The organism is Veillonella parvula DSM 2008, assembly GCF_000024945.1.
Classification (GTDB): domain Bacteria; phylum Bacillota; class Negativicutes; order Veillonellales; family Veillonellaceae; genus Veillonella; species Veillonella parvula.
The window spans coordinates 122,269-145,601 of the sequence record NC_013520.1; the positions used below are offsets into that span (position 1 = coordinate 122,269).

The following is a 23,333-nucleotide window of genomic DNA, read 5'->3' on the forward strand; positions in this document are numbered from 1 at the left end:
AATGTATATATGTGTTAAGTGAGGCATTTGGTATGAGACAACAAATTAAGCAGCGTATATCTATACTTGTGGGTTTAGCATTGATAGGATTGTCTGTGAATGGATATGCAGCAGAGGTAAGTGCTGATAAGACTCCCACTATAGCTGCATCGAGTGAAACTAATGGAGTATCTGAAATCCATACTATTAATGTAACAGCAAATCGCATGGCTCTTTTAGATTTAGATACGCCGGCTGCGATGGATGTTATTACTCAAAAGGACTTAGCTAATAGCGGTGCTAAAAATGCATTTGATGCAGTTAATATGGTACCAGGCATTACGTCTTTTTCCTATGGTGCATCCGGTCTTGAATATGGGGCTATGGATAGCCGTGTGAATATCCGTGGCCTTGAACGGGGATCCTTGATTCTCATGAATGGAGTACCGATGAACCTCAATGGCAAGGGCGGCCTTAGTTCTATTCCGACTAGCTCTATTGAACGCATTGAAGTATTAAAAGGTGCAGCCTCTGCTTTATATGGCGCTGATGCTATGAGTGGTGTTATCAATGTAATTACTAAGACTCCAAGTAAAGAAGGGGGCTCTGCTACGGTAGGTTTTGGTAATATGGGTCGCCAAACTTATAAAATTAACTATGGCACGCCTCGCTTCTTAATTGGTGTGGAACGTAACTTCTTTGGTGCTCAAGATCCAGAAACCCCTATCCGCTCCGATATCGGTGCTTATGCTAGAGGCTATGAATATTATACAGCTCGTAACAAAGGGAATTCCTTAGGTGTATTTATGAGCGGCAAATTAAATGATAAGTTGACTTTGAACTTTAGTCGCTTTGAAGGTAATTCTTCTTTTGGACAGTTGAGTACAGAAACGAATCCTATTAAGCAAAAGCTTCACTCTACAACATATGCTTATAAAGATACTAAAAATAATGCGTCTTTAGTTTATAAAGATGGCAATACTACAGGTACAATCTTCTACAATGATAGAGATTTGTATGGTAAAAGTCGCATACATAGCAAAAAGACATATACGTTGAGTGATAACAACTATATTGCTCGACAATATGGTTTCGATGTGCAACATGAATGGGACTTCCGCGGTGGCAAGGACTATTTCATTGCAGGTGTACTTGGTAAACGAGAAACATATCGCACTAAATCTGGTCCATACTATGGAAATCCACATCGCAATAGTTATGCCATTTATGGTACATACTCCTATCAAATCAATCCTAAATGGACTAGTATTTTAGGCTTGCGTTATTCGGATATTAAAGACCCTGTGAAAAATCAACGCGTATTAATTCCTCAGTTCCAATTACAACATCGTATTAACAAGGAATCATCCATGTACATAAATGTTGGTAAAGCCTTTAGAATGCCGAACTTAAGCGATACTTTCAAGAAAATTAATAAAGGCTATGCCTCTGTTAGTGGACGTAATTTGAAACCTGAAGAAGGTTGGAATTACGAATTAGGCTATAAACACATTACTAACAAAGATAGCTGGAAAGTAGCGCTCTTCTATATGGACTTTAAAAACTTCTTCTCTTGGAAACCGGATAGCAATGGTAAAAACACGATTCGCGTAAATGGTGGTCGCTATAGAAATGTCGGTATCGAAGCCCAATATGGTCGTAAATTAACAGATCACTTAAAAATGACTGTGGGTGCATCGTATTCTAATCCAAAACAACGAGAAATCGATAAGACCTATTGGAAACAAGCTAACCCTAAATTGCAATTTACAGGGGGTATCCATTACAATAGCTCAACCTGGACTGCAGGTACTAGCATCAACTTTGTCACAAAACGGATGAAGAACCGCGATGGCGGTACAAACCCAAATCTTATAGCTTGGAATGCATACGTAGGCTATCAGTTCAATGAAAACTCATCCTTGCGGCTAGATGCACGTAACTTGTTAAACCGTCATAATGTTATTTCCAACGGCGACTGGGAATACTGGGATGAACCATTTAATTACCAACTTAGCTATACTCAAAAATTCTAGTCTTTATGTAATCACTAATTAGAACTATACAAGGAGTATCATCATGAACAAGAAAATTGGATTTTTCATATGTTTGATGATACTCCTTTGTGTATGTATAGCGGGTTGTGGACCTCAATCGGAGGCAAATGTAACGCCATATACTCGTTATGTTGACAGTCATGATGGCGTTCAAGTTGCTGTTCCAGAGCATCCAAAACGGATTTTATCACTGTCTTCTGCGGTCGACACAATTTTATTAGGACTTATAGAACCAGAACGTTTAGCAGGCATTAATAAATTGTCTACCTATGAGGAATATTCGCTAGAGGCGAAGCGCGCAAAGCTGGTAAAACCAGTGTTGAGTTCGTATCCTTTGGAGAAAATCATAGCCTTGAAACCGGATCTCGTTATAGCGCCAGATTATATATCGGCTGATGTTATCTATGGTTTACGGCACATGGGTATAGCCACTGTTGTGGTACCTACCCCTTCTACGGTGGACGGAGTGATTCAGAATGTGATGGATATTGCTCATATTATCGGCGAAGATGAAAAGGGTAGCTTTTACATTCGGAAGATTCATCGTGAAATAGATGAAATAAAGCACCTAGCAGAATCTATTCCAATTGAGCAGCGTAAGACGGTTCTCTTTGTATCATCTATGGACGGATATACGGGAACAGGAAGCCTTTTTGATGATATGTGTCACTATATGAGTATCTATAATGCACCTGATCGGATTGGCTTACCACCGCACATACCCTTTGGGGAGGAGAGAGTGCTAGCCATGAATCCAGACTACATTTTTATTCCATCCTATAAGGGAATGGACAAGAATTTGGCGGATCGATATTTAAAAAATCCGGCCTTTCAAAATCTGCCGGCTATCAAGGAAAATCGTGTTAAGCCTTTACCGGCAGCGTACTTATATACTATGAATCAGCATATTGGGGAAGCGATGCTAGCCATTATGTATACTGTGTATCCTCAATTAGAAAGGAATTCTCATGACTAAACAGACACAACGCATCATGGCGATAACTTTGATTGGGGTATTGCTATGTATCGTGAGCTTATTGGCGCTCCATGTAGGGACCATTATGATTCCTATTGGAGGGGGTGTGCAAAGTATTTTAAATGGCATGGGCATACCTGTGAGTTTTACGGAGCCTATTACGGCTGAACAAGAGGCGGTACTGTGGTTTATCCGCATGCCGCGCCTCATCATTGGACTACTCGTAGGCGGTGCCTTGGCAATCGCTGGCGCCGTTATGCAAGGCGTTTTCTCAAACCCTTTGGCGGATCCAGGTATTATGGGCGTATCCGCAGGGGCGTCTCTCGGCGCCGTTATTGCCATTGCTCTTGGCGTGACATCTCTCGGTATGTTTTACATGCCTGCTTTTGCCTTTGTCGGAGCCTTTGTATCCGTAGGGATTACGATTCTCTTAACATGGCGCAATAACAAGCTCGATACGACCACATTATTGCTAGCAGGGGTTGCTGTTAGTATGCTGCTCGGTGCTTTTACATCGGGTATCTTGACGATGATTAATGAATACCGTTTGCGTGAATTCCTATTCTGGATGGTAGGTGGCCTCGATTATCGTCGATGGGACCATGTTCTGCTTGCTGTAGGACCTATCATGACTGGCAGCGTTATATTAATGATGCTCGGTCGTCACCTGAATGTACTCGTTCTCGGCGATACAGAGGCGCGTGCCTTGGGTTTGCCTGTTATGGTGTATCGCATGCTATTCCTGTTTTTGGCATCTGTCGTTACTGCTACTGCGGTGTGCGTCAGTGGTTCCATTGGCTTTGTAGGTCTTGTGGTACCACATATTGTGCGTATCTTAGTAGGGCCAGATCATCGAATACTATTGCCTATGGCGGCCGTTGGAGGCGCATTATTCCTCGTATTCTGTGATACATTAGGTCGCGTTATTGCTCAGCCAGTTGAGATTCGCGTAGGTATCATGACGGCTCTATTAGGGGCACCATATTTTCTATATTTACTTCATCGCTTGCGTCGTAAAGGAGGGGCCTAATGAAACTAGATGTTCAATCTCTATCTGTCACATTAGGAGACACAACCATTGTGAAAGAGGCATCCTTTGCTATTGACCGGGGCGAGTTCGTAGGCATTATCGGCCCTAATGGCTCTGGTAAAACAACGTTGTTAAAAGCATTGCGTGGCCTTTATCCTACATCTGGTGGAGATGTTTTGTGGGATGGTAAAAGCATCTCTTCTTTGAGCGATAAAGAAATCGCTCATCATGTGGCGTATATGCAACAGTCTGTAAATGTTTCCTTCGATTATGAAGCCATCGATATTGTGATGACCGCTCGTTATCCTTATTTAAAATGGTGGGAACAAGAAGGCCCTGAAGATAAGGTTATCGTTGAACAGGCTATGAAAGAGGTAGGCGTTTATCATCTGCGGAATCGTTCTGTACAATCTTTGAGTGGCGGTGAGCGTCAACGGGTATTCTTAGCAAAGGCTTTGGCACAACAAACAGAGGTCCTATTACTAGATGAGCCGACGGCTGCCCTCGATCTAGTATATGCTGACGATATCTTTCATGAGGGTCGCAGATTATGTGACGAAGGTAAAACGATTTTAATTGTCGTTCATGACTTAGAATTAGCCGCAAAATATTGCACTAAACTCGTCTTAGTTAGTGATGGTCACATCGTTGATGTAGGTGCACCTCGAGATGTGCTCACTGCAGATAATTTAAAAGCTGCCTTCCACTTGTCTGCAGCAGTTTACGACGATCCATATTTCAAACAACAACGTATCTTTGTGTTCCCAAAAGGAACTACGGATATTGAGGATTATAAACAAACAGAGACTAGTGGAGAGATGTCAATTGACCCTCAACTGAAATAGACATATAAGTGCCTATGTATAGGTCAGTAAATTTCCTGTTTATCTTGATATATTTGTATTGCTATTCCTAGCGAGGTCAGGCTTATGTTATATCCATTTACTGCTATTGTTGGTCAAGATGAAATGAAATTGGCTCTTTTGCTAAATGCCATCAATCCGTCCATTGGCGGTGTGTTAATTGAGGGCGAAAAGGGCACTGCAAAGTCTACGGCTGTACGTGCATTGCCAAGCCTGTTACCTCCGATGGAAACAGGGACTGATGCGATGACCGTAGTAGAATTACCTATAAATGCTACGGAAGACCGCGTTGTAGGGTCTATTAATTTAGAAAAGGCATTGCAAGAGGGGGTAAAAGCTTTTGAACCGGGGATTTTACACGCAGCACATCAAAATATTCTCTATGTAGATGAGGTGAATCTATTAGATGACCATATTGTAGATATTTTGCTAGACGTGGCCGCTATGGGGGTAAATACGGTAGAGCGAGAAGGGGTAAGCCATTCTCATCCATCTCGCTTCATCCTCGTCGGAACTATGAACCCTGAAGAGGGGGACCTAAGACCTCAGCTATTAGATCGCTTTGGGTTGTCCGTCATGGTCTATGGTGAACAGGATCCAGCCCAGCGGATGGAGGTGATTAAGCGACGTCTTGCATTTGGCGATGCTCCAGAAGCGTTTATAGCGTCTTATGAGGAATCGGAGCAAGCATTACATGAGCGCTTGCTACAAGCTCGCAAATTATTGCCAACCATTATTCCCTCCGATGATAGTTTGCTTAAGATAGCAAGCATTAGTATCGGCGTTGGCGTTGATGGCCATCGTTCAGATATTACGATGATGCACACCGCTCGCGCTCATGCAGCCTTTCACGGTCGCTCACAAATCATAGATGACGACATTAAGGTGGCCGCAAGATTGACGTTAAAACATCGCATGCGGAGATTGCCTTTTGAAGAACAAGGTCACGACGAAGACCGCATCGATACAGCAGTATCTGCGGTAATCGAGGGCTAGCTATGGAAACATCTGTACAAGAGGCTCTCAAAATAGGCCTTGTAAACGACCAGATACATAGCATTGTCATTTCTGGGGGAACTGGTGTCGGTAAAAGCTTTATGGTTCGTCAGTGCCTCGATACATGGCATATTCCCTATCGTGTTATACCGGTTTATATAGATAACTCACAACTTCAAGAAAGCATCGATTTTGAAGCCTCTCTCGAGCAAGGTAAGATGATCATGGCCTCTAGTCTATTAGATGACGATAATACTCGATGCTGGCTCATCGATGATGGTCATGTGGTATCCCCAGAAGTGCGTCATGCCTTATTAACAGAGGCAAAACGCCGCCAAATCTTGTTGATTATGACCATAAACCATGAGGATAGAGCCTTAACTGATGCGGAATGGGAACTCGTAGATGTACACGTATCTATGGAACCAGCTTCATTGGAGTCTAGGATGGCGGTATTACAACAAACTCGAGATGTAATTTCTTGTGCAGATACTGTGTTACCTTCAACAGAAGAGCACTCATTTAAGGATGTAGTCAGTTTAATCGATCATAAGCGGATTTCATCGATTGCCGTTCCTGATGCAATGATTTCATTAGCCATTTCCTATGCACTCCAAGCTCGTACTGTAGGTTACGGTGCAGAGTTTGTATTGCTCCAAGTTATGAAATCACTGGCGCTTCTTGATGGTGTTTCTTACTGTAAGCCCATTCATGCAGAGCGGGGTGCTCTTTATGTACTGCCTCATCGGATGAAGCGTGATGACACAACCACATCACAGCCTTCACAAGGGGAGAATGGAAATAGTAAAACGGATAGAAATCAACTAGAAAATAGGGCCGAACATGCATCGGACCAAGCTGATGAAGATGCACAATATGAAGCGGACCAAAACGATTCTATGGGCAATGAAGCAGCTCCTAAGGATTCAAACGCTAATGATGGGGACACTCATTCTGCTATGAATAGTGCAGAAGATGCATCTTCTCAGCAAGACGATTCAAGTGAAGCTGATGGTTCTAATCAATCTAACGACTTAGATGCTACACAGAAGGAATCCTGTGATTCCGAAGCTATGAACGTAGGTGGAGACGACTCACAACGCTTGTCCTCTTTATGTTTGCCCGATACGGTTGCCCGTATAGCTAACCAATTATTCCAATGGAAACTAGAATCCTCTAAAACAGTAGACCGTCAGTATCGCAAGGGCTCCGGCCGTCGCCTCATGACCAAAACAAAGGACACGAGAGGGCGTATGATTCGAGCTTACCAAGATGAACATGCCTTAGAGGACTTGGCGCTAGTAGATACGTTGCGTGCAGCAGCACCCTACCAACGATTGCGGGCTGCTACTAAAACGGAACAAGAAAAACTATCTACTCAGTCCCAGCAATTAAAGCATCAAGGCGGCAAGGGATTAGCTATAGTGATAAAACCTCAGGATTATCGCCGAAAAGCCCGTGAAAAGCGCATTGGTGCATATCAACTTTTCGTGGTAGATGCCAGTGGATCTATGGCGGCGCGTCATCGCATGGAGGCCACAAAAGCGGCTATTCTAAGTCTCTTGCGAGATTCTTATATCCACCGTGATTCGGTAGGGCTCATTGCGTTCCGCAAGGAGTCGGCAGAGGTGTTATTGCCTTTCACGCGCAGCGTTGAGCGAGCAGAGCGATTGTTAACCTCTATGCCTACAGGCGGTAAAACGCCGTTAGCTCACGGTTTACGGATGGCCTATACCCTGTGCGATAGATTGTTACGTGCCCATCGGGCGGAACGAATTCAGATTATATGTATCACCGATGGTCGAGCTACGTCGGGTGATTCTGAAGACCCTGTAGCCGAGTCCAAGCAATGGGCTCGTATCCTTGGTACTTTGCCTGTAGATTGTATTGTTATCGATACGGAAACGGGCTTTATCAAACTTGGATTGGCTAAGGAATTATGTAAATTGATGAATGGCAGTTATTATGCCATGGATACTATTACGGCAGATCGTATTTTGCGAGTGTCTCGGAGGTAGATCATGAGTCGACTCATGTATATTTCTAACTTAGGAAAACAAATCCAATATATAGAAAAGGCCGTTGCTACCTACCCTGAATTGATACAAGGCGAGGTGGATATTTGCAATATGAAAAAGCCTCCTCTCTGGGACGGTGATTTTGAAAGTCGCCTTCGTGCTGCCGATGTAGTACTCGTAACAAACATGGGGGTTGGCTTAGACTCGCCATTCTTAGAACGCCTTGAACGATGGCTATATGCGCATCATCCAAAATACTGGATCGATGTGGTAGAACCTAAGAAAACGGATATTCTGTATCGTAATATAGATGAGGATAAACGGATTCGTCTTGAAAGTTATCGTCGTACTAGTGGCATCATGAACTATGTGCGGCTCATTAACGGTGCTTTCAGTACAAAACCAATTTCTGAATGGGAAGAACCTGACCGAATTCCGTGGCAAGCCATTATGGGGCGAGCAGGCAATATCTACGAGACCTATGATGAGTTTATGGATGCCGAAGGAAACCCTGATTGGCCGTCCATTGCGGTGTACTTTTACCGTGACGAGTGGATTATGGGGGATATTTATTATCAACAGGCCTTATTTGAAGAAATTTATAAATATCAGTACAATCCGATTATTTTTTATGGGCAATACGGTTCGAATCCTCGCGTAGGCATTCCGAATATGAAATTGTCCATGAACCATCTTTTTGGGAAGGATATATTCCCCTTTGACGTGCTTATCAATACTTGTAAATTCTCCTTCCAGTCCTTAGGGGCTCAAACCTTGGAGGAGTTAAAATTACAGGACGTACCTATCGTTCAGGGGTATACCATATACATGGATGAGAAATCCTGGGCTGAGAATCCACAAGGAGTTACGCCGTTAGATGTGAATTTATCCATATCACAGCCTGAGTTAGATGGCGTTATTCAAGGCGGTGTAGTGGCTTGTCAGACCTTTGATGAGCGTGGTCACTATGTGTATTTACCTGTGAAAGAGCGCATTGCGGCCGTCGTTCAGCGAGCTATTAAATGGTCTAAGTTGCGGTATATTCCTGTATCTGAGCGAAAGATAACCATTGTTTTACACAACTATCCGCCTAAGAATTCTAATATTGGTTCTGCAGCAGGCCTTGATACGCCTGAGTCGGTGCTACGATTATTAGAACAGATGAAAGAGGAAGGTTATACGATAGATTCTGTGCCTGATACGAGTGCAGATTTAATGGACATTGTTACATCCCACATGACAAACGACCGCTCCATGCTTACCGATGAGTTGCTAGCTTCGGCTGAAGGTCGCTTGAGCAGTAAGGATTACAAAGCATACTTTGAAACACTGCCAGCAGATACGCAACAAGCTATGGTTACATCTTGGGGGGAGGCCCCAGGAGATGTATTTGTCTACGATGATGAAGTCATCATTCCAGGTTTTTCAAATGGCAATCTGTGGATTACGGTGCAACCACCGCGCGGCTTCGGAGAGAATGTATCTGCTATTTATCACGATCCTTGCTTACCTCCACCGCATCAATATTTGGCGTTCTACCACTGGGTTCGGAATGTCTTTGAAGCGGATGCGGTTATTCATGTAGGCACACATGGCTCCTTAGAATGGCTACCAGGTAAGGGGGCTGGTCTCAGTGCTAGCTGTTATCCTGAAATCGGCATCTCTAGTTTGCCAAATATTTACCCGTACTGGACAACCATCATTGGAGAAGGCATACAGGCTAAGCGGCGTAGTTCAGCCTGTTTAGTGGGCCACTTGTCGCCACCGATGACGACGGCGGGGCTCTACGATGAATTTGAAGAGCTAGAAGCTTTACTAGATGAGCATAGTCATTTTGAACAGGAGCATCCTGAGAGTGTAGCTGACATAGGCGAAGTGATTCGCGAAAAGGCCCTGGCCTGTCATCTTATCGATGAAGAAAAGGGACCTACTATGGTGGTGGACGATATAATTACAGAAGTTCACGAAAAGCTAAGCGATTTGAAACATATGCAAATGCGCAATGGTTTACATATATTGGGTCAAGGCCCTGAGGGGACAGATTTAGAAGAATTTATTACCGCTATCATACGGACCCCTCAAGGAGATATTGCATCAGGTCTTGAAACGCTAGCCGCTGAGTTAGGGCATGATTGGTCGTATCTAGAGGAACATGCTGGCGAAATCAATGATGACGGAATTCGTAATAGTGTGATTATCGATAGAATTTGGCAGGAATTACGAGCGTTTGTGTCTAATATTATACATAAACCAGATTATAAGGCGCCTCAAAGTTTAGAGCCTTTGGTAGATGCCATAGTTCGTGAGTATATACCTAAATTAGGTCAAACCCAAAATGAGCTCAGCTCTATCTCTAAAGCGTTACAAGGAACCTATGTCGAACCTGGTCCCGGTGGAGCCCCATCGAGTGGTCAAGTCGATGTATTACCTACGGGTCGTAACTTTTATGGTTTAGATGAAAGAGCCTTGCCGACAAAGATAGCCTACCAATTAGGTATAGAGCTTGCAGATCAAGTTATGGCTGATTATATTTTAAATGAACAGCGCTATCCCGAGACGATAGGGATTATCTTATGGGCTAGTAGCAATTCTAGAAGTCATGGTCAGTGTTTAGGTGAATTCCTCTACTTGTTGGGGGTTCGTCCTAAATGGCAATCTAACGGTCGTATTTCAGGTCTCGAGGTCATTTCGCTAGATGAATTACAACGCCCTCGTATCGACGTGATGGGCCGCATCAGTGGTCTTATTCGAGATATGATGCCTACTGCCATTAGTTGGCTCGACAAGGCCGTTGAAATGGTAGCAGAATTAGATGAGTCCTTGGAAGACAACTACGTGAAAAAGCATATTCATGATGATGTGGATTGGCTTGTTGAACAAGGTGAAGATCCTATGCTAGCCACTAAAAAGGCGCGCCTTCGTATCTTTGGCGACCCACCACAAGCCTATGGCACGGGTGTGGGTGCCCTGATTGAAGGGAAAAATTGGGAGTCCTTAAGCGACATTGCACAAGTTTACAGCAAGTGGAGTAGCTTTCACCTGCATGAGGACATTCCTCAGGATATGAGGCTATTCCAACGGCGATTAACTACGATGGATGTAACCATTAAGAACGAAGATAATCGGGAAACGCACATTTTGAGTGCTGATGATTATTACAGCTATCATGGTGGTCTCATTGCGGCGGTGCGAAATGCAAAAGGTAGTGCCCCTCGTGCCTATGTGGGGGATAGTACAGATCGCAGCCGCGTCGTGATGCGGTCCTTATCGGATGAGTTTCGCCGTGTTGTACAAGGGGAAACGCAGAATCCGAAATTCATTCAGGCCATGATGAACCATGGCTATAAAGGGGCATCGGATATGTCTAATGTGGTTTCTCATAGTTTTGGCTGGGATGTTACCAGTGATGTGGTGCCTAACTGGGTTTATGAGGGGTATGCTAACAAATATGCCTTAGACAAAGTGGTGCAAGACTGGATGCGCAATGTAAACCCTTGGGCCTTACAGCGCATTGCAGAAATTTTGTTAGAAGCCGCTCAACGTGGCTATTGGGATGCAGCTCCAGATATGCTAGAGGAATTGCAGTCTCTATATATTTCAATGGAAGGTGTTATAGAAGGTCGTTAATATGAAACAAAGAATATCTATTATATGTACCATATTAATGATGGTACTTCTGGTGGTCGGCTGTGGTCCTACGCAGACGGGGACTACGGGCACCACACATCAAGTTACGGATGGTACAGGGGTAGCCGTTACGGTGCCTAACGAGCCGAAGCGCATCGTTCCCGTCGCTGCGAGCACAGAGGATATCGTGTTATCTTTGGTTGATCCGAGCCGAGTGGCAGCTGTTGGCACGGTACCTAACAATGTGCCTGACGAGTCTGCCAAGGTTGAGAAACATGTGAAAGCAACTGCTGAATCCATGCTATCTGTACAACCTGATTTAGTGTTAGTTCCAAACTGGATGTCTCCAGATGCGATTGGGGAAATGCGAAATATGCAAATTCCTGTTTACGTCTATAAGACTCCGACTACGGTAGAGGAAGCAAAAGCAGTTATCCATGAAATTGCTGGACTTTTACATGCTTCTGATGAAAAGATGATTGCTAGTATGGATGCAGATTTGAGAACTGTCGAAGAATTAGCAAATAAACATACCGGTGAACGCCCTTTAGTGGCATTTTATACGCAATTTGGTTTAACCGGCGGCAAGGGATCAACCTTTGATGATATGACTAAATATCTGAAGGTTACCAATGCGGCGGCTCAATTAGGCTTAGGACCTTTTGATAATGGGACGCGAGAGGATTTAATTAAAGCGAATCCGGATATTATTATCATCCCATCGGTGGCCTATACTTCTGATGGTACTACGCCAGCAACGGCAGAACAACTCTATTCTGATCCTGCTTTGCAAGGGGTTAAGGCCATCGCCAATCGCCGTGTGTTCTTCGTAGATTCATCGCAGGTCATGACTTATTCCCAATTTATGACCCGCGCAATGGTTTCTATGGCACAAAATATATATAGCAAGTAATTTAGTGTGTGTGGAGGTTTTTATGAAAGTATCAAGAATGCAACGATTATCCATGTACGTAGGATTAGCCCTCGTATTTGGTAGCACTTTAAGTGCTCCTAATGTATTAGCTGTTGAAGCTGGTGATGCGAAAGAAGCGCATACCATTGTTGTTACCGCAACTCGTAGTGAACAACAACTTTCAGAAGTGCCAGCAAGTGTAGGCGTAGTAACAGGTGACGATATTCGTGAGCGCCATGCTACGAATATGAACGAAGCCTTGAACATCGTACCGGGCGTAGATATTAATACGTATGGTGGTGGCGTAGGTTACACGAACTCCAATGCATTCCGCATCAATGGGTCTGACCAAGTATTGTATTTGGTAGATGGCATCAATATGGGCGCAGCAGGTGTGAATCCGCCGATGACTATTTTGAAAGATATGTCTAGCATTGACCGTATTGAAGTCCAACGTGGTGCAGGCTCTACATTGTATGGTTCCGGTGCCATCGGTGGTGTAGTAAACGTAATCACTGCAAAACCTGAGCAAGTGGTACAAACTAAACTTCGTGTGATGGGAGGCAGCAATGATTTAGAACAATACGCTATTACAAACGAAGGTAGCAAAAAAGATTGGTACTGGCGTGTAGGCGTACAAAAAGATATCATTGGCTCCTACAAAGATGGTCATGGCGTGCGCATTCCTCAACATGGCAACAGCCATACTGCATCCTTCATGGTGGGCAATACAATCAATGATAAGAACGATGTAAAAATATCTTACGACACATATCGTGGTGATGTAATGTACTCCGACCATTTGGGTGCCCTTAATCACATTCGTTATGGTAATGAAGCAAATGACTCCTTACGCGCTATTTGGAACAACAAAATCAGCAATCGTTGGAGCCATCAATTATACTTGATGAACAATCACTATAAAACAACATACGATGGGTACTTAACAGATGTGAAGACTCGTGGTATTGGGGATCAAATTACGTATAAAGCGAAAGACCATACTGTAGTAGGCGGCTTCGACTGGCGTCAAGATAAAGTGGTTAACATGGGTGGCGTGAAGCTTACGAATGCGTCTTACTTCATTCAAGATGAATGGAAATTCGCTCCTAAGTGGACTGTAACGCCTGGTATCCGTGTAGACCATCATTCTGCTTTCGGTACACATACATCTCCATCCATCAGCCTTGGCTATGATGTAAATGAGAAGACAAATGTGTATGCTGCGTATAAAGAGTACTTCTTGGCACCTACACCATACCAATTATTTGATGGTTTCAATGGCAACCGCAACTTGAAACCTGAAACAGGTCATGAATTTGATTTAGGTGTACACCATAAATTCGGTAAAACTTGGAATGGTAATCTCAGCTTCTTTAGCCGTAGTACAAAGGATAAGATCGGTTGGGTTATGACTGATCCGGCAAACTTCACAGGTCAATATCGCAATTTTGACACTGAAAAAGCTCGTGGCATCAATGCGGATGTGCGTAAACAGTTGACTAATCACTTGTCCGCACGTCTTGGCTATACGTATACTCATATCGATGCAACACCAACTCGCAAAGCAAACCGTGATGGATATGTACCAAAACATGCTGTTAACGCAGGCCTTGATTACAACGATGCTAAATGGGATGCTCATTTGGATATTCGTGGTATTATCAATCGTCCTGGTACAGCAGATAATGTATTTCCACGTAAAACATACTGGTTGGCTGATATCAGCGCTAACTATCGCGTACGCGAAAATGTTACTGTATTTGGTCGTATCAATAATATCTTTGATACATACTATGCGGAACAATCTAGCGTTCGTTGGGGTAACCCTGGTGACTGGTGGCCAGGTCAAGGTCGCAACTTCCGTCTAGGTGTAGAAGTGACTATCTAATAGATATAACTACTGCAATGGTTCGATTATAAAGCTATACTAATAATTGACAATTACGTCGTAGTTATTTGTTTAGCTTCAAAAAGTAATCTATATCATGGTGAAAGAGCCTCTCGTGGGGCTCTTTCATTTTTATTATAGTTTTTGATGGTATATTGAGACCGCACTAAGCACCATGAGAGCTATTTTCAATAACCGATAAATTAGGTATAGGTAAATAAGTATATGTTATAAAACTATAGATTTTCTATAGTAAAAGCTCTATAATATTATGTATCTATCTATATTTATATATTCGTATTTTTTGTTTTGTGATGTACTTGTATATTTGCTTATATAGTAAGTGTTTTGTTACTTTCACAGTTATCAAAACCTTCCAATGGAGAAGGTTGATTTTTAGAGGAGTTGGATCGAAATGAAACAACCAGAATTATCGCCGTATATGATGGCTCGGAAGCCGTCTGGCATTCGCCTAGGACAAATTAAATTCTTGGAACGTAAGAACCCGCCTATCTTGGTGAATGGTTCTATTGGCAATGTAATGCGTCCTATGCATCCCGCCATGCAGCGTAGGTTGTTTGATTTGGGCGGTGTCAATAGCCCGTTCCATAATGGCATTGTGCCATATGTACCAACTACGGGCACTGATGAGTGCCGTGAAGCGTTTCTCCACATTTTGCGCAGTCAAGGTTTTGATACGACAGGCCTCGATGTGCTTGTAACAGATGGGGCATCCATGGCGATGGAAATCATCATGCTTGGCGTATGTGGTGGCGCCGGCGAAGAGGAACGCCCTCTATTGATGTTCAACCCTTCTTATACAAACTATGACGCAGTAGGTCTTCGCATTGGTCGTAAAACGGTTACTGTAGAACGGGAGCTCAATGAAAATGGTGAGTTTGAATTGCCGTCTGTGGAGACTGTAGAGAAGCGCATTATCGATACGAAACCAGGTGCTTTACTCATCATTCCTTACGACAATCCGACTGGTCAATTGTTTAGCAAAGAAACGCTTATTGAATATACTAAATTGTGCGTAAAACATAATTTATGGATTATCTCTGACGAAGCGTACCGTGAATTGGCTTATGAAAAAGGAAAAGAAACATCTAGCATTTGGGCCTTAACCGATAAAGATGTGCCTGGCATCGAAGGCCGCCGTATCAGCCTTGAAACGGCCAGTAAGGTTTGGAATGCGTGCGGACTTCGCATTGGAGCTATCATTACAGATAATAAATTATGTTATGAAAAATCTGTTGCGGAATATACGGCAAATCTTAGCGCTAATACATTGGGCCAATATATTTTTGGTGCTTTGAAGCATGAGTCCTATGCACAGTTGCACAACTGGTATGAGCAACAACGCGACTATTATCGTCAAATGATCTTTGAACTCCATAAAGGCTTTAAAGAGGTAGAACCGGACTTCATTGTGTCTCGCCCTGAAGCGTCTATTTACTTTGTAATCGACGTGAGAAAGGTTGCAAAACCTGGCTTTGATGGTGTAGAATTTGCTTCTTGGTGTGCTGAACACGGTGCAGTAAGCCTTGATGATGGCAAGGAATATACACTCCTCATGGCGCCACTCAATGGCTTCTATAGCGGTAAAAATGGCGATAATAACCCTGGTAAAACACAGTTGCGCGTATCTTTCTGTGAAAACCCAGATTTATTGCGCTTGGCTCCTGAATTATTATCTAAATTATTCAGAGCTTACGAAGCACAACGAAATGTATAAAAGTAAAGAGTGCCCTCCCAAAGAGGAAGGCACTCTTTTTTAGTTATGAGTTGTATATATACTATAAGTGGTATAGTATTACATAAAAAAGAGCTATAATTTTGAATATTATAGCTCTTTTCGTTTTTCCCTAGATATGGTAAGTAGGGAAAGGCATTTATTTACTTTCTTCATCATGATGTGGTCCCTTAGTACGTATTTCGACTGCCAGTTGCTCGCTAGGCATTGAGTTCTCCTCAGTTGCCGGGTATGAAGTGTCTCCTAAGATGACCGTTTCTAATAGTTTGTCGATGTGATCAGACTGGATGGATACTTCTTTGTTGTACCATTCGCCAAATTCGTGAATAACCTTTTCGTTGCGACGAAAATAGGTATATTGGTCGATTTTGCGCGATTCCACAAGTTCAGCATTCTCTAAGATGCTCATAAATGTAGAAATAGAAGATTGCGATACACCGCAGCGCTTTTGGATACTCTTAACGCTCACACTATGAGGGAAATCGATAAGAGTATTAGAGTGTACTTGTACACCGAATTCTTTCTCTGGGTGTTTTAGCCACAATATAATATCTAACCGATGCGGATTTGATAATGCTTTCAAGATTTTTAACGGGTCCATAGGGCCTCCTCTTAATTAAAAAATAACGAGTTCCTAACCTTGACCGTGGACTTGCATTATGCGGTCGTATTATACGCGTCTTGCTCCGTATAGGGTTTTTGCTACTTTTATCATACGCTACTTTTACCGTGAAAGCTAGACTTACTTATAAATTTCACGAATTGATGAATTTTATTGCACTTATCTAGAACAGAAAGTATACATTAGTATTAATATATAATGAGTATATATACAACATGTATAGACTTTTATAATATATTTCTGAAAAATATAGAATATATTCATCTTTCTGTGATAATTTTTAAAGGTATTTTGGTTCTAAATAGAGAAATATATATACTATATGAACTTATGTAAGTCTAAGCTTTCATTTAAAGGAGCTGAGTATATGGCAATTAATCGCAATGAAACATTTGATGTTATCGTTGTTGGCGCAGGGCCAGCGGGTTCTGCGGCAGCATTACGCTTAGCGGAGCAGAGGGTAAAAGTTTTACTTATCGAACGCGGTACCGCACCAGGTGCTAAGAATATGATGGGGGGACGCATCTACACACATTCTTTGGAACGTCTTGTACCGGACTTTAGAGACCGTGCGCCGCTGGAACGAAAGGTGACAAAAGAGCGCATTTCTATTGGTACAGGCAATGAAATGACCACTATCGAGTACAGTTACCAAGATGGTGAACCTAATGAAGAATCCTACGTAGTATTGCGTGCTAAATTTGATAAATGGTTAGCAGAAGAGGCGGAGAAAAAAGGTGCTCTTCTCGTATCTAATGTACAGGTAACAGAGCTTATTACCGAAGGTGAAGGAAAACGTCGCCGTGTAATAGGGGTTCGCTGTCACGATGACGAAGTATATGCAAAACTAGTTATCATCGCAGAAGGTTCTAACACATTATTATTGGAACAGGCTGGTCTTACAGGTCCTACAGATCCAAGAACAATGGCTGTAGGGGTGAAAGAAGTATATAAACTCAAAAAAGAAGATCTTGAAAATCGCCTCATGCTATCTGGCGATGAGGGGATGGCGTGGCTTACTTTGGGCGATATGACCGATGGTCTATTGGGTGGTGGCTTTATTTATACGAATAAAGACAGTCTTTCTGTAGGTATGGTTGTAGGCCTTGAAGATATCGGCAAAGCCAATAAATCTGTAGATGACATGTTGATAGCTTTCACCAATCATCCAAGAATCGCACCATTATTAAAAAATGGCCAATTGAAGGAGCATAGTGCGCATCTCGTGCCAGAAGGCGGATTTAAAGCGTTGCCTAAGTTGGGCGGTAATGGGTATGTTATCGTCGGTGATGCAGCGCGTATGTGTATGAACTTGGGGTATACCATTCGTGGTATGGATCTTGCCATCGAATCTGGCATGTGTGCAGCCGATGCAGTTAATGTAGCATTGCGCGATGAAAACATGGAGCGCGTTGCTAAATTGTATGAACGTCAAATCAAGAATTCTTGGTTGTATAAGGATATGAAGCTTTATAAAAATATGCCTGCCTTCCTCGCATCAAACCCTCGCATATTCAAAGAGTATCCAGCTCTTGTGAATCATGTGATGCGCGATGTATTCACTGTAAATGGTGATGGTGCAGTCCCAATGATGAAGAAATTGATGGGTAGTGTAAGTGACGTTGGTTTAGTTACCTTGATTCGTGATGCTTGGAAAGGGGTGCGTTCCCTATGAAATTAGAAGAGCGCTTGGGCGCCAATAAATACTATGTAGATGAAACGTCTCCTCATATCATTGTGGATGGCGCCGGCTTTAGCTTGGAAGAGAAAATGAAACTCGTAAACGGCTGTCCTGCCGGTCTATATACATTACAAGAAAATGGTGATTTAGCCTTTGATTTCGCTGGGTGTCTTGAGTGCGGCACCTGCCGTGTTCTCTGTGGTGAAACAATCGTAAAAACTTGGAAATATCCGCGTAACGCTAAGGGCGTAGAATTTAGACAGGGGTGAGTGTATGGAGTTATTAGTATGTATCAAACAGGTTCCAGATACATCTGAGATTAAGCTGGATCCGGAAACGAATAATCTCATTCGCACAGGTCTGCCTAGTATTGTAAACCCTTACGATATGCATGCGTTAGAGGCAGCTCTTGCGGTAAAAGACCAATATGAAGGTAGTCGTGTAACCGTTGTCACTATGGGGCCTCCTCAAGCCGAGGCGGCACTTCGCGAGTGTTTATCCCTCGGTGCAGACGATGCGGTGCTCATTACAGACCGTGCTTTCGGTGGTGCTGATACATTGGCTACAAGCTATACGATTGCCTCTGCCATTCGTCATATTCAACGTACCATGAATCGCGAGTTCCAAATGATTTTCTGCGGCAAGCAGGCTATCGATGGGGATACGGCGCAAGTAGGTCCTCAAATTGCGGAGGAACTAGGCATGGCGCAAGCTACCTATGCTTGTGAATTATCTGTAGACCAAGCAGCTCAAAAAGCGATTGTAAAACGAGAACATGAAAATGGTTACGAAATTGTGGAAGTTCCTTTACCACTATTGGTAACAGCTACGGCTGAACTCAATGAGCCTCGTCAACCAGGGCTCTGGAGCTCTATTTACGCGAAACGTTATGAAATTTCTCATATTACATTGCGTGATATGCCTAATATTGATGAAAGCCGGATCGGGCTTAATGGCTCTCCTACGCGCGTTCGTAAGGTATATCAACCGCCGCTTCGAGGCAAGGTAGAAATGCTTTCATCCGTGGAAGAAGGGGCTAAAAAGGTTCTTGAATTAGCTTATAATATCAAGCCAGAAAAGTTTTCTCATCTATTAGTGCCTAGCGAAGAACTGGTTGAAGAGCCTGTAGATACCAATGATGAGGGCGTAGATGTAAAAGATCCTGTGCAGCGGGCTGCCACTGTTGAAAGTGTATCCTCCAGTGAGTTTAAGATTTTAGCAGCTGTTAAAGGTGAAGAAGGTTCCAAAGGAGGTGATCGATAATGGGAGTGACAAATTTTGATGAATATAGAGATGTCTTTGTCGTAGCCGATACCATCGATGACGTAGTGCATCCGGTTACGTACGAACTTATCGGTCAAGCTCGTCGAATCGCTAAGGAATTGGGCCAACTCGTTCAAGTTATGCTTCTTGGTGAAAATGTTCAATCCGAGGCGGAGGAACTCGTGGCACATGGTGCCGATATTGTTCACGTTTTTGAAAGTCCTCTTTTGAAATACTATACAACAGATGGCTATACAAAGGTTTTGACAGATTTCTTTGAAGACCATAAGCCTAATATCCTTTTGATTGGCGCTACAAACAATGGTCGTGACTTGGCACCTCGCATGTCTGGTCGCATGAAAAATGGTGTCGTAGCTGACTGTACCATTTTGACGGTAGATACTACAGAAGGCCTTGTAGAATGGACACGCCCTGCCTTGGGGGGGAATATTTTAGCTGAAATTATTTCTCCAAATCATCGTCCACAAATGGGTTCTGTCCGTCCTAATGTATTTAAAAAGCCGGACCGCATCGCAGATAGCTGGGGTCGCATTCAAATTGAACCATTCGACCTTAACCCTGAAGACATTCGCATGAAGCGTCTCGACTTCATTCCGTTTAGCAAAGATGGTTACAACATCCAAGAAGCGGATATCATCGTGGCCGGCGGTCGAGGCATGGGTTCCAAAGAAAACTTCGATAAGCTCTACGAACTTGCCGATGCTATCGGCGGTGTTGTAGGTGCTACACGCCCCCTCGTTGAAAAGGGCTGGATTGAATTGCCATACCAAGTAGGCCAAACGGGTAAAACTGTAAGTCCTAAACTATACTTGGCATTCGGTATCTCCGGTGCTATTCAACACGTGAGCGGTATCTCCGGTGCTGACACAATCGTGGCTATCAATAACGATCCAAATGCAGAAATCTTCCAACACGCTAACTATGGGATAGTGGGGGATTGCATGGAAGTGTTAAATGATATGTTGGCGCATTTGAAATAAAACTATATAACTGATTACAAAGGATTACCGTTCCGAAAGACTCCATAGTGACCTAAGTCGCTTCCAGAACGGTAATCCTTTTTCATTTCTATGCGTTTTGCCTTCAAATGCGTCAATATGTCATTTTAGAGAGAAGGGAAAAGCGCCCAAGGCGGCTTCGAATAGGTATCCCTATTTGGCTTACTGCTGTTGTAGAGCTCAAATATTAGTGTATTATAAACAAATGCTCCGACATATTATTTATACAAAGGGAAAGTCGCTTCTAGAACGGTAATCCTTTTTTATTTCTATGCACTTTACCTTCAGATGCGTCAATATGTCATTTTGGGGAGTGGGAGAGTGTGGCATGCGTAGCGGCCTAGAGTCCATTACATATTAAAGTGGTATAATTAGGCTATAGATATAGTTCGGATTGATAAGGAGGTATTTATGGCTCGTAATGTTTTTGTTACTGGTGCAACGTCTGGTATTGGTCTTTGTATTGCCGAGGCGTATGCAAAGTATGGCGATAATGTTTTGATTTCCGGCCGTCGTGCTGAGGTGTTGGCTGAGGTACAGGCTCGTTTGTCTAAGGAATATGGCGTGCGCGTTGAGACTTTGGTGCTTGATGTGCGTAGTCGTGAGGATGTTGAAAGCAAGGTTTCAGCAGCAATTGAAGCGTTTGGTGGCGTTGATGTCCTTGTAAATAACGCAGGTCTTGCGCAAGGCTTAGATCCATTCCAAGATAGTACTGTTGATGATGCGGTAACTATGATTGATACGAATGTGAAAGGTCTTTTATATGTAACAAAGGCTGTATTACCTTATATGATTGATAAAAACGCAGGCCATATTGTGAATATGGGCTCTACCGCTGGTATATACGCATATCCTGGTGGAGCTGTTTACTGTGCTACAAAGGCGGCCGTTAAGATGTTAAGCGATGGTATTCGCATGGATACGATTGCTACAGATATTAAGGTCACAACCATTCAACCGGGCATCGTAGAGACTCCATTTAGTGAAGTGCGCTTTCACGGTGATGCGGAAAAAGCTAAAGCCGTCTACGCCGGCATCGATGCCATCCAACCTGAGGATGTGGCGGACGTTGTGCTATACGTAACAAACCAACCTAAACGCTTGCAAATTTCTGATGTCACAATTATGGCAAATCAACAAGCAGCTGGGTTTATGGTGTATAAGAAATAGTTACTTGAAATTTTATATCATTTAGAGTATAATTGCTGCGTGAGTTTTGATAAATATAATTTTATCAAATTCATTGCGCGGAGATTGTTGTATGGAACTAAAGATAAAGATATTTTTATTGGCTACTTTTGTATGTGCATTTATTGGTTTATATAACATTGTTAGTGCCGAAGCGCCGGCTAATAAAGGCGAGTCTATGCCTATGATTGGTGGCATATCAGTTGAAGCGGCAGAACCAAATGTTATTATGCCGAGTCCGGTACATGTGTTCACCACAGTTCAACAAGCAGCGGAGTATATGAATATAACACCACAGATGCCAAAGTTGTTACCTGTAGGCTTTAATATTCAATCTGTTATAACCCTAGAAAAAGATATATTACAAGTTGTTTATGTCTATGGACCTGGCGCGGAGCCATATTACAACAAAGCTAGCGGTGCACTTATTATATATCGCTCATCTAAGTTAGCTGGTGATATTAGTGGTGACCATAAAATTCATAAGGTAATAGAAACTGAACGTGTAGACGGTACAAAGGTTACTTTCAAAGGTAGTAAGAAAAAGGTCTATCTTGCATCGTGGATGAAAGATGGGCAGAATCACTCTTTAGAGTTTCAGCATCCCATTACGCGAGATATAGCGAAGGCTATAATTCGTAATATTGTTGAGGAAAAATCACATACAAAATAAATGTTTTTTTAATAATTTTCGTGTTGAGCGAAGGGAGATTATACCCATGGTTAAAAAATTTGTCTTGATGGCAGTTGCCTGTGCATGTGTAGGTTCTTATACTGTTGCTAGTGCTCAAGGTACTCTTGATGTAAAACCAGATCAACCTAAATCTGTGGTAGCGCAACAAGAAGCGCCAATGGTTGGTATGCCAAGTCCGTTTCATGAGTTTTCTACTGTAGATGAAGCGGCTAGATATATGAACATTACACCTCAAATGCCTAAGGTATTACCTGTAGGTTACAATATTGAATCTGTAAGTACTATTGATAAGGATGTATTACAAGTAGTTTATGTTTACCAAGCTGGTGAAGATGCTACTCGTAATCAAGCTGCAGGCAAACGCATCGTCCATCGCATAGCCAATGAAATAAAAGAAGATATCAGCGGCGATTATAACGATTTTCGTGTAACAGCTAATGAAAAAGTAAACGGCACAAAGGTTGTTTTCAAAGGCGGTAATAAAATGGTATATCTCATAGGTTGGACAAAAGACGGACAAACTCATGGGATGTACTTCGAACGCCCTGTAACTCGTGACATGGCTAAAGCAATCGTTGCTAATACAGTAGCTCCAAAACAGCATACAAAATAATATAAAAGTCCAGGCCTAATGGGATAGGCATGCGAGCTGTAGTGAAGCACTCGCATGGACACTGTAAGGGTTTTATATGGAACGGCTCCTCATATGAGGGGCCGTTTTTGTTGCTATGCAAAACTCTCATAATGATAATGATTCTAA

Annotated in this window: 18 protein-coding genes; 17 read left to right on the forward strand and 1 reads right to left on the reverse strand. The window is 42.8% G+C overall.

Annotation, left to right across the window (positions count from 1 at the left end; genetic code table 11):
- The first annotated feature begins 32 nt into the window (after positions 1-32).
- The 10 genes from VPAR_RS00335 (at position 33) to VPAR_RS00380 (ending at position 16,088) form a co-directional block, all read left to right on the forward strand.
- Complete coding sequence (locus tag VPAR_RS00335) at positions 33-2,015, forward strand: TonB-dependent receptor plug domain-containing protein (protein WP_012863674.1); 1,983 nt, start codon at positions 33-35, stop codon at positions 2,013-2,015.
- A 43-nt stretch (positions 2,016-2,058) separates the two neighbouring features.
- Entirely contained in the window at positions 2,059-3,012 is a 954-nt protein-coding gene (locus VPAR_RS00340) for an ABC transporter substrate-binding protein (protein ID WP_012863675.1), read from the forward strand.
- The gene (locus VPAR_RS00345) at positions 3,005-4,042 is read left to right on the forward strand and encodes a FecCD family ABC transporter permease (RefSeq protein ID WP_012863676.1); all 1,038 of its coding nucleotides are present in this window, start codon (positions 3,005-3,007) and stop codon (positions 4,040-4,042) included. Before VPAR_RS00340 ends, VPAR_RS00345 begins: the two co-directional genes overlap by 8 nt.
- Positions 4,042-4,887, forward strand: coding sequence for an ABC transporter ATP-binding protein (locus VPAR_RS00350; protein ID WP_012863677.1), 846 nt, complete (start codon positions 4,042-4,044; stop codon positions 4,885-4,887). Before VPAR_RS00345 ends, VPAR_RS00350 begins: the two co-directional genes overlap by 1 nt.
- An 84-nt stretch (positions 4,888-4,971) precedes the next feature.
- Positions 4,972-5,901 (forward strand): magnesium chelatase ATPase subunit I, encoded by a 930-nt coding sequence (locus VPAR_RS00355; protein WP_012863678.1) that lies wholly within the window; start codon positions 4,972-4,974, stop codon positions 5,899-5,901.
- 2 nt (positions 5,902-5,903) lie between these two features.
- The gene (locus VPAR_RS00360; protein WP_012863679.1) at positions 5,904-7,919 is read left to right on the forward strand and encodes a VWA domain-containing protein; all 2,016 of its coding nucleotides are present in this window, start codon (positions 5,904-5,906) and stop codon (positions 7,917-7,919) included.
- A gap of 3 nt (positions 7,920-7,922) precedes the next feature.
- Positions 7,923-11,546, forward strand: a complete 3,624-nt coding sequence (cobN, locus tag VPAR_RS00365) for a cobaltochelatase subunit CobN (protein WP_012863680.1) — start codon at positions 7,923-7,925, stop codon at positions 11,544-11,546.
- Between the two features lies 1 nt (position 11,547).
- The gene (locus VPAR_RS00370) at positions 11,548-12,459 is read left to right on the forward strand and encodes an ABC transporter substrate-binding protein (RefSeq protein WP_012863681.1); all 912 of its coding nucleotides are present in this window, start codon (positions 11,548-11,550) and stop codon (positions 12,457-12,459) included.
- A gap of 22 nt (positions 12,460-12,481) precedes the next feature.
- Complete coding sequence (locus VPAR_RS00375; RefSeq protein ID WP_012863682.1) at positions 12,482-14,350, forward strand: TonB-dependent receptor plug domain-containing protein; 1,869 nt, start codon at positions 12,482-12,484, stop codon at positions 14,348-14,350.
- Between the two features lie 415 nt (positions 14,351-14,765).
- Positions 14,766-16,088, forward strand: a complete 1,323-nt coding sequence (locus tag VPAR_RS00380) for a pyridoxal phosphate-dependent aminotransferase (protein ID WP_004694339.1) — start codon at positions 14,766-14,768, stop codon at positions 16,086-16,088.
- Between the two features lie 157 nt (positions 16,089-16,245).
- Here VPAR_RS00380 and VPAR_RS00385 read toward each other — a convergent pair whose 3' ends face one another.
- A complete protein-coding gene (locus tag VPAR_RS00385; protein WP_012863683.1) occupies positions 16,246-16,707 on the reverse strand; it encodes an ArsR/SmtB family transcription factor in 462 nt (153 codons plus the stop codon).
- Positions 16,708-17,095: 388 nt separating this feature from the next.
- On the opposite strand from VPAR_RS00385, the gene VPAR_RS00390 reads away from it, so the two are divergent.
- The 7 genes from VPAR_RS00390 to VPAR_RS00420 all read left to right on the forward strand — a co-directional run bounded on the left by VPAR_RS00390 (position 17,096) and on the right by VPAR_RS00420 (position 23,186).
- The gene (locus tag VPAR_RS00390) at positions 17,096-18,403 is read left to right on the forward strand and encodes an FAD-dependent oxidoreductase (RefSeq protein ID WP_012863684.1); all 1,308 of its coding nucleotides are present in this window, start codon (positions 17,096-17,098) and stop codon (positions 18,401-18,403) included.
- A complete protein-coding gene (locus tag VPAR_RS00395; protein ID WP_004694335.1) occupies positions 18,400-18,678 on the forward strand; it encodes a ferredoxin family protein in 279 nt (92 codons plus the stop codon). The genes VPAR_RS00390 and VPAR_RS00395 overlap by 4 nt, the downstream gene beginning before the upstream one ends.
- Before the next feature lie 4 nt (positions 18,679-18,682).
- Positions 18,683-19,672: an electron transfer flavoprotein subunit beta/FixA family protein gene (locus tag VPAR_RS00400; RefSeq protein WP_012863685.1), complete on the forward strand. Its 990-nt coding sequence runs from the start codon at positions 18,683-18,685 to the stop codon at positions 19,670-19,672.
- Positions 19,672-20,673, forward strand: a complete 1,002-nt coding sequence (locus tag VPAR_RS00405) for an electron transfer flavoprotein subunit alpha/FixB family protein (RefSeq protein WP_012863686.1) — start codon at positions 19,672-19,674, stop codon at positions 20,671-20,673. Before VPAR_RS00400 ends, VPAR_RS00405 begins: the two co-directional genes overlap by 1 nt.
- A 429-nt stretch (positions 20,674-21,102) precedes the next feature.
- A complete protein-coding gene (locus VPAR_RS00410; protein ID WP_012863687.1) occupies positions 21,103-21,861 on the forward strand; it encodes an SDR family NAD(P)-dependent oxidoreductase in 759 nt (252 codons plus the stop codon).
- A 91-nt stretch (positions 21,862-21,952) separates the two neighbouring features.
- Positions 21,953-22,552, forward strand: coding sequence for a hypothetical protein (locus VPAR_RS00415; protein ID WP_012863688.1), 600 nt, complete (start codon positions 21,953-21,955; stop codon positions 22,550-22,552).
- Positions 22,553-22,598: 46 nt separating this feature from the next.
- Positions 22,599-23,186 (forward strand): hypothetical protein, encoded by a 588-nt coding sequence (locus tag VPAR_RS00420; RefSeq protein WP_012863689.1) that lies wholly within the window; start codon positions 22,599-22,601, stop codon positions 23,184-23,186.
- The last annotated feature ends 147 nt before the right edge of the window (positions 23,187-23,333 follow it).